Source organism: Pedobacter sp. N36a (genome assembly GCF_014472395.1).
GTDB lineage: Bacteria > Bacteroidota > Bacteroidia > Sphingobacteriales > Sphingobacteriaceae > Pedobacter.
Window position 1 is genome coordinate 170,049 of record NZ_JACSZW010000001.1, and the last position, 16,017, is coordinate 186,065.

General features: G+C 40.7%; 16 protein-coding genes and 1 other RNA gene. 2 read left to right on the forward strand and 15 right to left on the reverse strand.

Translation table 11 applies throughout. The annotated features are described in order from the left end of the window. Positions 1-84: 84 nt before the first annotated feature. Positions 85-174, reverse strand: a complete 90-nt coding sequence (locus H9X96_RS00845) for an SHOCT domain-containing protein (protein ID WP_187664457.1) — start codon at positions 172-174, stop codon at positions 85-87. After that, positions 146-559 carry a hypothetical protein gene (locus H9X96_RS00850; protein ID WP_187664458.1) on the reverse strand — a complete coding sequence of 138 codons (414 nt, stop codon included), beginning with the start codon at positions 557-559 and terminating at the stop codon, positions 146-148. Before H9X96_RS00850 ends, H9X96_RS00845 begins: the two co-directional genes overlap by 29 nt. Before the next feature lie 430 nt (positions 560-989). Between H9X96_RS00850 and rnpB the strand changes: the two genes are divergently transcribed. Both rnpB and H9X96_RS00860 read left to right on the forward strand, forming a co-directional pair. Further along, an RNA gene (gene rnpB, locus H9X96_RS00855) (RNase P RNA component class A) lies at positions 990-1,365 on the forward strand. 172 nt (positions 1,366-1,537) lie between these two features. Next, entirely contained in the window at positions 1,538-2,944 is a 1,407-nt protein-coding gene (locus H9X96_RS00860; protein ID WP_187664459.1) for a sigma-54 dependent transcriptional regulator, read from the forward strand. Positions 2,945-3,004: 60 nt separating this feature from the next. Here the strand turns inward: H9X96_RS00860 and H9X96_RS00865 are convergent, their stop codons facing one another. The 13 genes from H9X96_RS00865 to H9X96_RS00925 all read right to left on the reverse strand — a co-directional run bounded on the left by H9X96_RS00865 (position 3,005) and on the right by H9X96_RS00925 (position 15,979). Then, entirely contained in the window at positions 3,005-4,798 is a 1,794-nt protein-coding gene (locus H9X96_RS00865) for a chloride channel protein (RefSeq protein ID WP_187664460.1), read from the reverse strand. Positions 4,799-4,808: 10 nt separating this feature from the next. Continuing rightward, the gene (locus tag H9X96_RS00870; RefSeq protein ID WP_187664461.1) at positions 4,809-5,531 is read right to left on the reverse strand and encodes an RluA family pseudouridine synthase; all 723 of its coding nucleotides are present in this window, start codon (positions 5,529-5,531) and stop codon (positions 4,809-4,811) included. A 29-nt stretch (positions 5,532-5,560) separates the two neighbouring features. Beyond that, positions 5,561-6,250 (reverse strand): response regulator transcription factor, encoded by a 690-nt coding sequence (locus H9X96_RS00875; protein ID WP_062549537.1) that lies wholly within the window; start codon positions 6,248-6,250, stop codon positions 5,561-5,563. A 105-nt stretch (positions 6,251-6,355) separates the two neighbouring features. Beyond that, on the reverse strand, positions 6,356-7,462 hold the full coding sequence (locus H9X96_RS00880) for a TlpA disulfide reductase family protein (RefSeq protein ID WP_187664462.1): 1,107 nt from the start codon (positions 7,460-7,462) through the stop codon (positions 6,356-6,358). An 11-nt stretch (positions 7,463-7,473) separates the two neighbouring features. Further along, positions 7,474-8,937 (reverse strand): Asp-tRNA(Asn)/Glu-tRNA(Gln) amidotransferase subunit GatB, encoded by a 1,464-nt coding sequence (gene gatB, locus H9X96_RS00885; RefSeq protein WP_187664463.1) that lies wholly within the window; start codon positions 8,935-8,937, stop codon positions 7,474-7,476. Positions 8,938-9,127: 190 nt separating this feature from the next. Further along, complete coding sequence (locus tag H9X96_RS00890; RefSeq protein ID WP_187664464.1) at positions 9,128-10,126, reverse strand: helix-turn-helix transcriptional regulator; 999 nt, start codon at positions 10,124-10,126, stop codon at positions 9,128-9,130. A gap of 18 nt (positions 10,127-10,144) precedes the next feature. After that, positions 10,145-10,465, reverse strand: coding sequence for a DUF6686 family protein (locus tag H9X96_RS00895; RefSeq protein WP_255430942.1), 321 nt, complete (start codon positions 10,463-10,465; stop codon positions 10,145-10,147). Between the two features lie 13 nt (positions 10,466-10,478). Then, on the reverse strand, positions 10,479-12,035 hold the full coding sequence (locus H9X96_RS00900; protein ID WP_187664465.1) for a S41 family peptidase: 1,557 nt from the start codon (positions 12,033-12,035) through the stop codon (positions 10,479-10,481). After that, positions 12,035-12,685: a hypothetical protein gene (locus H9X96_RS00905; RefSeq protein ID WP_187664466.1), complete on the reverse strand. Its 651-nt coding sequence runs from the start codon at positions 12,683-12,685 to the stop codon at positions 12,035-12,037. Before H9X96_RS00905 ends, H9X96_RS00900 begins: the two co-directional genes overlap by 1 nt. Positions 12,686-12,766: 81 nt before the next feature. After that, entirely contained in the window at positions 12,767-13,363 is a 597-nt protein-coding gene (locus H9X96_RS00910; RefSeq protein WP_187664467.1) for a hypothetical protein, read from the reverse strand. A 159-nt stretch (positions 13,364-13,522) separates the two neighbouring features. Then, complete coding sequence (locus tag H9X96_RS00915) at positions 13,523-14,482, reverse strand: hypothetical protein (protein WP_187664468.1); 960 nt, start codon at positions 14,480-14,482, stop codon at positions 13,523-13,525. Positions 14,483-14,524: 42 nt separating this feature from the next. Next, positions 14,525-15,301 carry an HmuY family protein gene (locus H9X96_RS00920; protein ID WP_187664469.1) on the reverse strand — a complete coding sequence of 259 codons (777 nt, stop codon included), beginning with the start codon at positions 15,299-15,301 and terminating at the stop codon, positions 14,525-14,527. Positions 15,302-15,319: 18 nt separating this feature from the next. Further along, complete coding sequence (locus tag H9X96_RS00925) at positions 15,320-15,979, reverse strand: HmuY family protein (RefSeq protein WP_187664470.1); 660 nt, start codon at positions 15,977-15,979, stop codon at positions 15,320-15,322. Positions 15,980-16,017 lie beyond the last annotated feature (38 nt).

Consider the following 16,017-nt stretch of genomic DNA (forward strand, 5'->3'; position numbering starts at 1 on the left):
TCTAATATTTAAAAAATTCAGCCTTTTTGCTTAACCGTTCTTCCATACGATTGGCCGATTTGAATTTAGCCCAGGTACTGCTAATTATAGATGTTTCAAATATTCCTTTTTCTTTTGATCGAACTCCTCCTGCGTAATGATTTGCTCATCCAACAGCAGCTTTAACCTCTTCAACTATGATCTTAAACAGTAGTATTGGATCTGGCGAATCTTTGATACTGTACGCTATAAAAGAATCGAAACGCTCGTGGTATTCCTTGGCTTTGCTGGTTCCTGTACGCGATTTTGATTTTCCATCGAAAAAAACACCGAGAAACGTTTGCAAAACAATGACTAAAATGACTGCCCCTAACACGCTAAAAATGATTTTCCTTGCTTTTGGATTTAAAGCAGTCGATCCATTATCAGTAAAGCTGTGCCGAATATTAACATTAATATCATCGTTATCCAGAAAATATTCGGTACCACAATTATTGCAGATATAATGGTCTTCCTTAACCTCCTGTTTTTTAACGCTGCCACATTGTGGACATTTTAATGCTTTGATTTGTTTCGACATATATATTAATCAATTCCGGTCTCTTTTAATAAAGATTATTTATCAAACAATAATGACCGTTTGTTTTTTTTAAATTTAACAATATCTTTTTCTTTTCCTCAGTCACAATGCAGCTTTAAAATTAATGCTCCATTCCACTATATTTATTAGAGACTGAAATTAACTCGTAATTACCCCCCAATAAAGACCATATTCTTTTTATAGATTTTCAGTACATACACTTGCTGCTGTTTTGTTTTCGTTCTGCCCGAACAATACCGGTGCAAAAGTAAAGCAAAACAGCTAGCGAACCCAACACGATCTGTATTACAGTCAGTGAAACCAAAAATTTTCATCATGAGCGCAGAAGATGACGAAGTTAACCTGGAACGTAAAAGAGCCTATTTTATATCAAATAAACCCCATTTTTTTATATCTTTGTCGCACAAAAAATGCAAGCTGTTCTATCGCTGCGATTTATCGGAGAGGAAAGTCCGGGCAACGCAGAGCATCCCGCTTCCTAACGGGAAGAGGCTTAGGAATGAATACCTGAGTTATGGAAAGTGCCGCAGAAAATACACCGCCAATGGCTTTTTAAGCACAGGTAAGGTTGAAAACGTGAGGTAAGAGCTCACGAGTATTCCGGGCAACCGGATCGCTGGTAAACCCCGGGAGTTGAAAGACCAAATAGGCTAACGTATGTAGGGCTGCTCGTCCGATGTTAGTGGGTAGGTCGTTAGAGATAAGTGGTGACATTTATACTGGATTAATGGTAGAAAGGCTGAGCAATCAGCTTACAGAACCCGGCTTATAGGCTTGCATTTTTTTGTTTAATCTCAATACGCTAAAAAGCGGGCAAATGCGTTTTACCCCTGATTACAAAAAAGTTTTATCCCATTGAAATAATAACTGGATCACTGCATCATCAGTGTTAAAAGCAATTATATTCAAATGAAAATAATATATTCGTATTCCTAATAAAAATGATGAGCAATACCTATGGCAAAATTATTAATAATTGATGATGAACGCGCAATAAGGAGCACACTTCGTGAAATCCTAGAGTATGAAAATTACGATGTAGAAGATATTGATAATGGTGTTGACGGATTAGATCTGATCAAAAAAAAGAAATTTGATCTGGTATTGTGTGACATTAAAATGAATAAAATGGACGGTATGGAAGTGCTGGAACAAGCACAGGCCTATAGTCCGGACCTTCCTTTTATCATGATTTCTGGTCACGGAACCGTAGAAACAGCAATTGAAGCCAGTAAAAAAGGAGCCTTTGACTTTATCTCTAAACCACCAGATTTAAACAGGTTATTAATTACCGTAAGAAATGCGCTGGACAGAGGTACTTTAGTCACTGAAACTAAGGTCCTGAAAAGAAAAGCCAGCAAGACCAGAGACATACTGGGTAGCTCTGAGAGCATTGGAAAAATCAAAGAAACCATTGAGCGTGTTGCCCCTACTGATGCCCGCGTGTTGATTACCGGTGCTAACGGAAGTGGCAAAGAGCTAGTTGCGAGATGGTTGCATGAAAAATCCAATCGTGCAGATAGCCCTTTAATTGAAGTAAACTGTGCGGCTATTCCTTCGGAACTGATCGAGAGTGAACTATTTGGGCATGAGAAAGGATCCTTTACTTCGGCTGTAAAACAGCGTATTGGTAAATTCGAACTGGCCAACGGTGGAACTTTATTCCTGGATGAGATTGGTGACATGAGTCTTTCTGCTCAGGCGAAAGTTTTACGTGCCTTACAAGAGCATAAAATCAGCCGTGTTGGTGGAGAAAAAGAGCTGGAAGTAAACGTAAGAGTACTTGCCGCAACCAATAAAGATCTTTTGAAAGAAATTGAAGATGGCAATTTCCGTATGGATTTATACCACCGTCTAAACGTCATCAACATTCACGTACCACATTTAACAGAGCGTATTGAAGATATTCCGGAGATCGCACTGCACTTTCTGGAAGAAATTTGTAAAGAGTATGGCATGCCGGTTAAAAAGATCGGTGATGCAGCTATGGCGGCCCTACAGGCTTTACCATGGACTGGAAACGTACGTGAGCTGCACAATATGATCGAACGCTTAATCATACTTTCTGATAAAGCAATTACAGAACAAGATGTGGCTGCTTTTGCAAACCCTGGCGGCGGTACCAACATTGGTGCGGCACATGCTGCTGCTGCAGGTCAGCAGTCAGTACGCAGTATAGGTCAGAACTATGATAGCTTTAGCAATTTCCAGGATTATAAAGATCATGCGGAAAAAGAATTCATCAAGTTCAAGTTAGAGAAAAACAATTGGAATGTATCTAAGACAGCGGATGACATTGATATTCAGCGCAGTCACCTTTACAGTAAGATTGAAAAATTCGGACTAAAAAGAACGGCAGAATAAACGCTTTTTCCCTAGTCTAATGATAACAAAAGCCAGGTTTCTACACGGATCTGGCTTTTGTTATTCCATATAGTCAGCCTGACGAGCTAATAATTTGCGGTATTTATTAAAGATGGCGGTTTTGGAGACAAAACCCAGATAGCGCTCTTCTTCAGTTAATACTGGCAAAGCCCATACATTTTCCTTTTCCATCTTCTGCATCACAATTCGCATCGAATCATTGATATGAACAGTATCAGGAGCCTCCTCAATTAAATCATTGGCTCTTACTTCCAAATGATCCACCTGGTTGATTCCTTTTTTAAGGAGCGCTTCCAGATAAATCAAGCCTTTAAAACTATGGTCTTCCTCGGCGACAACTGGAAAGACACTGCGTTTAGACTGTAAAATCTCCGGTAAGCGGTCTACAATTAAATCATCCTGATTTAAAACCAGGTAATCTTTCTCTACCAGATACCTTAATTTCATCATGTTCAATACCGTTGAGTCTTTGTCTTCATAAGACAGCAGCTCCCCTTTTTCCGCAAGCGGTTTGGTATAGATCGAATATTTATTTTTACTTCTGTTGATCAGGTAAGAAATCGCTGAAACAATCATCAGCGGCACCATTAAGACGTAACCACCGGTAATTTCAGCAATTAGAAAGATACCGGTTAATGGCGCATGCATAATCGCACTTAAGGAACCTGCCATTCCAGCCACAATAAAGTTGGCCACATTTAGCTCTGCAATCCCTAAGGTATTCACGGTAAAAGCCAGCATAAAGCCCATTAAACCGCCCATAATTAAGCTGGGTGCAAAGATCCCACCATTTCCTCCAGCGCTTAAAGTGATCAGCGTTGCCGCAGATTTAGCAAAAAGGGTGGCTAAAGTAAAGATCAGGACTAGCCATGGTAAATGCCTGTATTCAGAAAAAATGCTGTTATTGATCACTGTGGAATAGTTTCCCATCAACAGATTCTTGATCGTGATGTAGCCCTCTCCATATAAAGTTGGGAATAGAAACACCAATAAACCTAACATCAGTCCACCTACAACTACTTTCTTATAAGGATGTTTAATTTTATAAAAAGAGCCTTTGACAAATGCGCTTGCTTTGGTAAAATAGATCGAAAACAATCCTATAAATGCCGCAAGAATCACATAATAAATCAGGGCCTCCATTTTCCATCCTTCGGTCACTAAGAAGAACAGCTGTTCATTGTAAAACAGCCTTGCTACTACTGCTGCAGTAGCCGAGGCCAGCAGCAAAGGGATAAAGGCAGGAATACTGAATTCAGGAAGCAGAATTTCTACCGCGAACACAATCCCTGCAATTGGACTATTAAAGGCCCCTGCGATACCCGCAGCGGCTCCACAAGCCAAAAGCATGGTCGTTTCCTTATAGGACAAGCCCAGGAAGCGTCCAACAACAGATCCGATTCCAGCGCCACTGGTTACAATGGGGGCTTCCAGGCCCGTAGAACCACCAAAGCCTACCGTTAGGGCGGCTGTGATGATCTGCGAATAAATATTATGGGGTTCTACCTTACTTGATTTTCTGGAGATGGTGTACAGCAAAGGGGTTAATCCGGTTTCAAACTTCCCTCTTCTAATGAAACGCCGGACATACATGACCGACAACAGAATCCCGATAAAGGGGAAAAAGAAGAAGAGGTAATACTTGTATTCCCAATGAAACCCTGTTTGCAGGAAATCTTCAATGTGGTGTGTAATGGTTTTCAACAAGGAAGCTGCAAGTCCGGCAAGGACCCCAACAATCAATGCAGCTATCACTAAAAAGTTCCTGTTTGAGATTTTGGTCTTCCGGTACTGGTTAATTCTGTCTACATAATTTACCATCCGTACATACATATCTTACCGTTTAAGCGTCAAATTTATCAAGTAGTTTAATCAGTGTTGCAAAATCCTTAGGATATGGTGCATCAATAACGATATCAGCTCCATCTAATCCTTTAAATACCAAATGTCTGGCATGTAAAGCAAAACGTTTCATAATCGGAAGTTCTTCATCGTCTTTTGCAATGCGGTACCCTTTTTTCATGGTCGATAAGAAGACCGGTTTTCCACGGTACATATCATCGCCAGCAATTGCTGCGCGCTGAGTAGCCAGATGGATCCGGATCTGGTGCATACGGCCGGTAATCGGCTTACATTCTACCAGGGTATAATGACGGTAATGTTTTATGGAATTAAAAATGGTTTCTGCACGTTTACCCTCTTTTCTGTCGATGGTAACGCTCTTATTCCCGTCGTTAAGGATGGGAAGGTCGATAAACAGCTCGTTAAAAGTAAACTGTCCGTCTACCACTGCGTGGTATACTTTGCTTACTCTGCGCTTTTCAAATTGCATCGCAACGTTGCGATAGGCATCAGGAGTTTTCGCGATAATAATCGCGCCTGAAGTTTCTTTGTCTAAACGATGACATACCTGTGCATCAGCAGAATACTGCTTTGCCAAACGTAATATATTGACCTCGCCTGATCCGCCGCGCTCATCCAGCGAGGCTACGAATGGAGGTTTATTTACGACGATATAATCATCGTTTTCGAATAGGATAAGATCTTTAAAAGAAGGATATTTCAATACAGTGGATTTAATACTGCACAAAAATACTAAGAAAGTTCGAATTTATAGCCTACACCCTTCACTGTTGCCACATAAGTCTCGCCTAATTTCTCACGAAGTTTGCGGATATGCACATCAATTGTACGGTTGGTGACCACTACTGAGTCTTCCCAAATATTTTTAAGAATAGATTCTCTGGTGTATACTTTTCCGGGTTTAGAGGCTAATAAGTACAATAATTCGAATTCCTTTTTGGCTAAAACTACTTTTTGTCCGCCTTGAAATACCAGGTATGCTTCCCTGTCAATGACCAAATCTCCGATTTCTACTTTATTATCAGAAACCTCATCAGCACTTGAATTTCTTCTTAATATGGCATTAATTCTACTCACCAATGCACGTGGTTTAATCGGTTTGGCAATATAATCATCTGCACCTACATTAAAACCGGCAATTTCTGAATACTCTTCACTTCTTGCGGTTAAGAATACCATGAATGTATTTTTAAACTCTGGAATGGCTCGCATTAACCTGCAAGCTTCAATCCCATCCATTTTAGGCATCATGATATCCAGAATGATTAAATCAGGATGAACCTTCTTGGCTACCGTAATTCCTTCCTGGCCATTACTAGCCAAAAAAACCTGATATCCTTCTTTTTTCAAGTTGTACTCGATCAATTCAAGGATATCAGGTTCATCATCAACAATCAGTATCTTTTGTTTTACGGTGCTCATAGCTTTAAATATTTGTTACGAAATTAGGTAATCAATTATAATATACCGTTAAACCCAAGTTAACAAATTGTTAAGTGACTCCAGTGTGTTAACACGGATTTAGGATTATTTTAAAGTTTTATTTAAGAAAGCATCCAGCTCTTCACCACGTAGATTCTTCGCTATAATTTTTCCGTTAGGATCTAATAGAAAGGAACTTGGGATCGCTTCGATCTCATATTGTCTCACTACAGGACCATCAAAATCTTTCAATTCGCCAGCATGCGTCCATGTTAAATGATCTGCCGCAATTGCGTTTTTCCAGGCAGTAGCGTCTTTATCCAATGAAATCCCAAGGACGGTAAAGTTCTTATCTTTGAAAGCATTGTAAGCTTTTACCAGGTTTGGATTCTCTTGGCGACAAGGCATACACCAGGAAGCCCAGAAGTCAATCAGTACATACTTCCCTTTAAAATCTGATAATTTCACTGGTTTACCGTCTAAACCAGCAATGGTAAATTCTGGTGCTTGTGAACCTACTGATAAAGCTTTCAGCTTAGACATTTTTGTTAAAAACTCCGTTACTGAAGGATTGTCATTGAAGCTGCTTTTAATCTTATCTGAATATTCTACCATTTCTTTCTCATATTCGGCAGGATTCAACAGGTTAATCGCGTAGAAACCCGCCAAAGAATTGCTGTTGTCCTGTGCGAATTTCAACACTGCTTTATTCAATCCATTGATTTCCTGGGTATATTCAGGTCTGAATTGCTCCATAATCGCCTCTCTTTTATCAGGCTGAGCGGCTACTGCTTCTTCAAACTTCGCTTGAATTGCACCAAGTTTAGCCATGTACTGGTTTTTAACCGTATTCAATTCCTGTAACTTATCCGCTTCCATTGCTCCGGAGACCGTATATCCTAAATTCTTATCGGTTAAATCAGCAGCAATTTTAATATCGTCACCATTCTTAGCAATGATCATATACTCATTATGTCCGGCAGAGATTCTAAAGAAATCTACTCCTGGTGTACTGTGTGAGAATTTAAATTCTCCTTTTTCAGAAAGCACTGTCGAATCTAAAGGAAGTACATTTTCTTTTTGTAGACCAAATAAGTAAACTTTACTTTGAGGCGTTGCGTTCTTAAATTCTCCACTAATGGTAAACTTACTTTTGTCCTTACATGCAGTAAATGCAAAACAGATCAATAATAGATATCCGAGTTTCTTCATTTGTATTCTTTTTACTTTAATTTATCTTGTAACAATTCGTTTATTTTCTGGGCATCTGCTTTTCCTTTAGCCAGTTTCATTACCTCACCAACAAACAGTCCAAGCACGCCCTTTTTACCTTTTTTATAGGCTTGTACCTGAGCATCAAATTTTGCCAGGACTTCATCCACAAAGCCAGATAATTCATCACTATTCTCCACAATCAATAGATTTAAAGCTGCAGCCGTCGCCATAGCTTCCGCTTTAGGGTCTTTTACCAGCTCTGGGAGTAATTGTTGCAAGGCAATCTGTTGGGTAATCTTTTTATCGTCAACAAGGTTGATCAACTCTGCCAGCTGTACAGGCTGCAGTTTAAAATCAGCAATACTGATCTCCTGCTCACTTAACAACGCTCTAATCGACCCTGTAAGCCAGTTTACCAAGTTTTTCTTGTTGCCTACAATCGGTAAAGCGCCATTAAAATAAGTCAGCAAATCACGATCTTCAGAAAGCATAGCAGCCTCAGAAGCATTAACGCCAAAGCCGGCAACTAATTGTTTGGAGATTTCCGCTGGCAATGCCGGCATATCGAACTTGATCTGCGCCAGCCATTCGGCAGAGATGTGGATCGGTGCAAGGTCAGGATCAGGGAAATAGCGGTAATCATTGGCCTCTTCCTTAGTTCGCATTGGAGCAGTTGTACCCTGATCTGCATCGAAGTTTAAGGTGCTTTGGATGATCCTCCCCCCTTCAGAAATCACTTCCTGCTGACGGTTAAATTCAAATTCCATCGCCCTGCGCACATTACGGATAGAGTTCAGGTTTTTCACTTCACAGCGTGTACCGAACTCCGTGGTTCCAAATTTACGAATCGAGATGTTCGCATCACAGCGTAAGCTGCCCTCTTCCATATTTCCATCACTTACATCGAGGTGGCGCACCAGTTTCCGAATTTCTAACAATAATGCAGAAGCCTCTTCCGCAGAACGGATATCCGGCTCCGTTACGATTTCTATTAATGGAACTCCAGCCCGGTTCAGGTCTACAAAAGAAAAGCGATCGTCCTGATCGTGTAAGCTCTTCCCTGCATCTTCTTCCAGGTGGATTCTGTTGATTCCTATTCTTTTTTCCTCGCCATTTGGCAAAGTCACATTCAGGAAACCATTCTGACAGATCGGCTTATTGTCTTGCGTAATCTGGTATCCTTTTGGCAGATCTGCATAGAAATAATTCTTGCGGTCAAAATAATTGATTTCATTTATCGTGCAATTCAGCGCCAAGCCCATTCTAATGGCTTTAGCCACCACCTCTTTATTGAGTTTTGGCAAAGCACCGGGCAAGGCAAGAGAGACCGCAGAGATGTGTTCATTCGGTTTAGCCCCGAAAGAAGCACTGTCTGAGGAGAAAATTTTTGATTTTGTATTTAGCTGTACGTGGATTTCTAAACCAGATACCAATTCAAATTCTGATGGAGAAACTGCTGTATTCGTACTCATTTATAGGCAATGATTAAAACGTGGTTTTCGATATATTATATAGACAAATATAACGGAATTGAGCATTAACAGCGTAGTTTCCATCCATAATTATACAGTATGCCAAAACTATGATCTTTTAATTACCTAAAAACACCGGGTTTCAGAACGGGCTCCTCCGCAAATCAAAACAGATTCCAGTGCTTCGGATTCAGGTTTCCTGTCCCAAACTTACCTCGCTGGGTAAAATACCAAAGTAACGCTTAAAAGCATCTGTCAAGTGGCTTTGGTGGTTAAAACCTACTGCCGCAGCGACCTGTCCGATGCTCATTCTTTCTTCCAGAATCAGTCTTTTTGCTTCTTCCATCCGCAAACGTGTCACATAACCATAAATGGTAATTCCGAAATATTCTTTAAAACCACGCTTCAGTTTGAACTCATTTAAAGCAGTAATTTTCGACAATTCTATGATCGTAGGCGGATAGCGATAGCCTGCATCCAATACCTCTCGTGCATGTTCAATTTTCTTAAGATCATCAGGTTTGATCAGGTATTTTTCAACCTCCACACCAGATTGCATTTGCTCCAGCTGCAGCATCAGCAATTCTAAAATCTTAGATTCTGTGTGCATCCGTTTCAGTTCACCGGTACGCCTGCATTCACAAATGTCATTTATTACTCTCCTCATTTCCGGTGTCACAGAAAGATCCTTGGCCACAAAAGAGGTATATTTTCCTTTGAGGATCTCCTTGACAAAATCGGTATGGAGTAAGGAATGCTGATCAATCAAATGAAAATAATAGGCCTTAGAGAGTACCAGTAGAAAGTATTTATATTCTACTCCAGGAACCATTGGATATTTTCCTTTTAAAGATGGAATATACCGGATATTGTGCCTGCTTCCCATTCTTCGGCTATTCTTCGAGGCATTTTTATCTCCGGCCGGGCTTGTCCCATAAAAGATAAACTGAGAAGTAATCGCCTCCCCTTCCACTTCCGAAAGCACTTTAACATTTTCATGAAACTGCATGGTGGAATGAACAAGAAACAAACCTCCGGCACTCAGCTGATAATTGACCAGTTTATTTACAGCAGGCATTTTAATATTGATGTTCTTTTCTGAAAGCGGTGTATTGGCGACGTACATTTCAGGAATCTCCTCGATGAATAACCAATCTTCCGCTCCTTCTATCTTTGATTTAATCTTCATTATTTTTCTTCGCTTTTTTTACTTACTCATGAGCTGATATACCTCATTCATGTAAATGGATTCATCAATCGCCAGTTTAAAGCTTTCAAATTCCTCATAACAAAATGCAAAACAGATGTCTTCATTAGGCGTATGCAGAATGATCCGCTCTTCCTCATCCGGAAATGGTAAGCTGTTTTTATGAAAAGGCAGGCTAAACACCACACCTCTAAATGCTTCAAAAGCATCAATACTGAAATTTAACAGCAAATTATTATGCCACAAATAATACATTTTACATCCCATACAGCTGCTGATCACTGTATCTCCTTTAGTACTTAACACCCTCGTTTTGCACATCTTCTTCTATATTTTATTTCAACTTTAATTTTCTTTTGACCATCCCATTAAACCCTGCTCTGGACTCCACAAAACTGACGGCTGGAAAGGGAACATTTTGCTGAGCACTGACTGATAGCGACAGTTTTGCCGATGAGATTCCTGCTGGCTTGCCATTGACCAGCGAAATAGCCGCAGCCACGCAAGCCTCTTTCGGATCTGCAAAATCTTTTGACAGATCGTCCTGAACCAGTAATTCAGGGATAAATCCCGTAAAGTAATCACCTGCTCCCGCTGCATTTTCTATTTTAAAATTGGGCAGATACATCGTGTATTTATCGATATTGATCCCAAAAAAGCCTACTGGTTTCCCATAAGTCTGACTGCCGATTAATTTCACATTGAGGTAGGGCTTCAGACAATTGATGAGCATTTCACTGGCAGATGCCGTTTGTCCGCTGACAATGAAATACACATTTCTGATGCTTTCTAGACTCCCTTTTTTGGCATACGCGTAGGTATTTCCATTGAGGCTGTAATCTACATTGAACAGTGTAGCCCGTTTTCCGTCTAGAAAAACCGGATTTCCCTGTTCATCAAAATAAGGCTGGTTTTTGAGGTACGTTGCTTTCCCTTGCTGCAGCATGGTATTGTAACGCTCCACATACATCGTTTTTCCATTTAAACCAGAATTGGCAATGAGATTGGCCACATAAGCCGCAGTTTCCACATATCCACCTTTATTGTACCTGAGGTCTACAATCAATGTTGATGGCATCGCTGCTGCTAAAACCCCGAAAGATTGATCCAGCAGGGGCTTTGAACTCGATAAGGTATTAAAATCGGAAAGAGCGATATAACCCACATTTTCGTTTTCGGCAGATAAGACAGCCGTTTTCAGCACTGGACTGCTTTGATAATTGCTGGTTGACAAAGTAACATTTGCCAGGCTCCCATCTGTTTTTTCCAGCTGCAATTCTATACTGCTTAACCCAATTGCATTTTGAGCAGCAGATAAAGTTGCAGGCTGCCCATTGATTTCCAAAATTCGCCAGGCACGTGTTAAACCTGCATTTGCTGCCGGAGAGCCAGGGTTTACATAACTAATACGCAGCTCCGTACCAAAAGCAGCTATATTAAGCCCCATATCAGCCCCTTTTCCGCTCAAAGAAACTACGGCCAGTTTATCGGAATTACCCGCAGCTTTTCCGGAAAGCAGACCCGAAACTTGTATAAATGAATATTTACCTTGCCCGGGCGTAAAAGACCTTTCATAAGCAACCCCGTTTACAGGATTGATCTTCAATTGGCTCAGGCTAAAAACTGCTGCATTAAAAGCCTTTAAATCATTGGCTCCCTGATATTGCCTAGGATTAAAGTCCCCATAACCAGGTAAAGCATCATTCCATAAATAAGTCTGTGAGGCATACAGGTAAATAGAATCCAGCGTAAATTCCATCCGGTTTCCTGTTAACGGCGAAACCGGTAACTCATTTGGAATTACCGGATTTTTCTTGCAGCTATAAAACACAGACAGCACTAATAAAAGTGCCAGCCTGATGGTAATATGGAAGGGAAAACTGATGTTCATTAACGCAGGATTTTAAAAGGTCCTTTAATTTGTGTCCGAGCCCCTGTAATCACCTTAATCTGATAGCTTCCAGTATCAATCACACTTGCAGCGGGTACTACAGCATTCAGTCTGGCGGTAGTCAATAACGCGATCGGATTAATTCTGATTTCCTTTTTCGCTTTGTCGACCAGGTACACCTTCGTCTTTGACGTATCTGCTACCAGGTAGCTGCCGCTTAAAAGAAAAGGACCTCCTCTGACCATCGTACGTGCCAGCTCAAAACTAAATAACGGCTGATTGTTCAACCTTTTCAAATGATAAACTTTTGAATTGCCATCCTGAGCGGTTACCGTATAAGTCGTTTTATCGGAAAAAGCGACTTTCTTTCCAGACGCAGGAAGAATAGTAGCCCTTTCAGACACCTTAATTTGCGGCGTAATCGAATCAGGCATCGTTATAAATGGAGGCCAGTATAAAACGATACTGTCCCCATTGATTACAGCATCAATATTACTTTTTTCGTCTATGCTGACTTCAAATTGCTCGATGTTATGATAAGGAAAATCGGTATATTCCTTTTTACAGGCAGAAGCAATGGTTAAAAGCAAGACCAGCACAAACAAAGTGCAGGACATCATGGAGGATTTTGCAAACTTATAATCAGGCATTTTCAGTTTAATTTGATAAAATTGATGAGTTAAACATAGCGCATGCCGGATAATTCCGGCAAGCGCTACAGGTGGATGATATTAAAGAATTTCGCCGTATTCAATCACGAATTTACCACGGTTAAGTGTGGCTGTACCTTGTCCAACGATTGCAGTAAATCTTAAAGCATAATCAGGTCTGGTATCATTTGAACGTGCAATGATGTAGAAGTTTGGTGCTAAAGTATTGCCATTTGGCGCAACGTATCCATACCATCCATTTGCAGCACTAAGCGCGGTAGTACTTCTGCCAATAGAGGTCGCAGCAGTTCCTATTGTAAAAGCGTCAATTGTTGCAAATGGAACATTTTGCACATATTCTAAAGTGTAACCGTTTACCCCCTCTACGAATGAATTGTTTGTTCCGGTCAGCACTACATCGAATCTGCTATTATTTGTAGAAGCTGTATCCAGACTTGCAGATTGACTAAGGTTCAGGTAAATAGAGCCGAAGTTACCCCCTCTTGGATTTGCCCAGTGGCCATAAATCGTATCTGAAACTACTGGCGTCACAGCAGCGATGCCATTTGCAGATTTCAAAGTCCCTGTAGGTGCAGTTCCTTCATTTTGTTTTTTACAAGAAGTGACAGCTAAAGCAATGGCAGTTACAGCAAATACGGTTTTTATAATAGTTTTCATGTTGTTTTTTTTAAGATGATTTAAATTTGTTAATGATTAATTTGAAGCGTTAATTGGTGAGATAGAAGCGTTAGTGGTCATTTAATTCATTAGCATCAGTTTTTAAGTTTAACATTAGGGATTTATAAAACCTCCCCTGTACACAAGTCGGTCGTATGTCTATTTAGCGGCAACGGTGAGCGATCCTAGTTTGCTCACTGATTTCCAATTTTCAAATTCAAAAGTGAATAAGGCGGTATAATCATAAGTACCTATCGGGAAATTATCCGGCACTTTCAGCGTCATTTCCGTTGTTGTAAAGCCAACAACAGGTAAATCGTAAGTAGCTGCATCGTTCAATTTCACTTTCACCGATTTCAGTCCCAGAAAGATGCTATTGAAAGCCGGGAAAGAAATGTTTTCTCCCTGTTTTACACTCTTGGAAGGCATGAGTAAATCCGGCTGGCGATGTATGATATGCAGTGGTTCTTTCATCGTCATTTCCTGATCATAGTATTTAACTTTTACCTGGTAAACACCAGTATCTATGCCTGGCTTAAAACTCAAACTAGCGCTCTGCGTTGGGGAAGCCAATACCCAGGTCACCAGTGCATCATTAATCACAGTTACCTTTCCTGTTTTTTTATGCAGCAGGTCTATTCGTAAAAGTCCTTGTCCGAAGGCATTGAAATTGCCAATAAAATTTCCGTCTGAATTTGGATAAGCGATCATTTCTCCATTGACCAGATTAAACGCTGGCCAGGAGACATCCAGTTTTACCGGGTTCATCACCTTGATTTTAAGGGTATAGGTATTGGTACTTCCATCTTTTCCTTTTACAGTGTACTTTTTTTCCTGGTCGTACACATCTACAGGCAGCGGAACTTCTGTTAAGGTTGCACCTTCCGATACTTTAATCTCCGGGTCTATCAGCGACAGACCGTAAACCACGGGCAAGTAAACTGTAATCGTATTATTCAGCTGATTAATGGAAGCATACATGGCTGTATCTTTCAAATTGCTGATCTTATATTCTAATATTTTATTCTGTGGAACAGGGTCTAAACCAATCGTCTTTTTACAGGCAGTAAGACCCATAAATCCAGCGATCAGTAGAAAGTAAGCATAATGTTGTTTCATATGAATTGAGTGTCGTATTAGATTTTCAATAAGGGTACTGTATTATTTAACTTCGAATTTGGTGCTGCCTTTAGGAACTAGCACGTACTCGAAACTAAAGTACATGTGTGGTGTATTTCTAAACCATAGCTCCGGAATATAGGCGTCTTTATAGCAGCTGATCATTTTGATCTTGGCATAATTCCCTCTTGAGGTGCGGACAATCAGCGTTCTTGCCGGCGCTGTATTTCCATTTACCATTTTAATCGGATTACCCAGCGCATAAGCAACGTGCGATTTTTCAAAGCTTTTATCCCCAATGATTCCACCTCCGAAATCGTAGATATACCAGCCTATTCCTTCGCCAAAATCACCCAGATTATCTGTGCCGATCGCCCCGGCTCCCGTTTTAAACTCAGAATCTGCAGGAATATCAACCACCTCATTAAATGGCTTTACAACGATCATTACCCCACCCTTCCCTGGACCTCCGGAGCCGAAATTGGTCGTATTATCTCCGTTATTTCCAGATACAAAGCTGTTGTATAAACCACTTAAGCCCATGTCCCAGCGATGTGTTTTTGCCATATTCAAGGCCACTTCCTGTTTGTCCTCCAGGCTAAAATAAACTGCCTTTTTAGGCACCGTAGGATTATTATCATCGGTTTCCGCAGCTAGGTTATCTACCCGCTGAATTTTATAAAAAGCTACTGTACCAGGCTCTATAGGAGGTTCTGTGCGCCCTGGATCATCATCTTTCGAACAAGCGCTGGCCATCGAGACCATCAAGCCCATCATCATCAGGCGGCTATATTTTTTGAAGTAGTCAAGCGTATTCATTTATTTAGCTTTAAAAGGTTAATCTTTGGTGGATAGGTTTCTGCTGCCATCACCCTGCAGGAAATAGCGGAAAGTAAAATAAGGTGCCGGCCAGTTCAGATCGCTCACCACCTTCGGCGCGCCTTTGTACATGCTGATCAGTTCCAGCTTTGCAAATTTTCCATCTGCAGTTCGAATCACAAACGTTCTGTTTTTTACAGGAACGGCGATATGCGTGTTCATTTCATAGAAAAACCAGCCCTTGCCATTGCCCACATCAATACCAGTACTGCTGATTCCATTTGTACTGAACTCTGTATCTGAGGGGGCGGTTTTCAATTGATCATAGGCCTGATTAACGACTACCATCGCTCCTTTACCTGGGCCGCCAAAACCCAAACTATTGGCATCAGCCCCATTATTGATAGACACATAAGAATTGTATTCTCTGGCAAATGCCAGGTCCCAGGCAGCAGTTAATTTTTCAGTGGCGGCTACTTTCGCTCCGGTTTTAGTGCTGAAATAAAAAGGCTCAAAGGGTTTCCCACTACCTACGGTATTGCCTACGTCGCCAGGAAGGTCCTTAATTACGGCACTTTTTCCGTCTTCCAGCTCAGGTTTGATTTCTTTCTTTGTACAGGAAGCGAGTGTCAGGAGGCTGAGCAATACCAGGAAGACCGATTTTAAACTTTTGTTCATGTTGCTATTTATTGATGCGTTTATATTTTTTTTCTTGA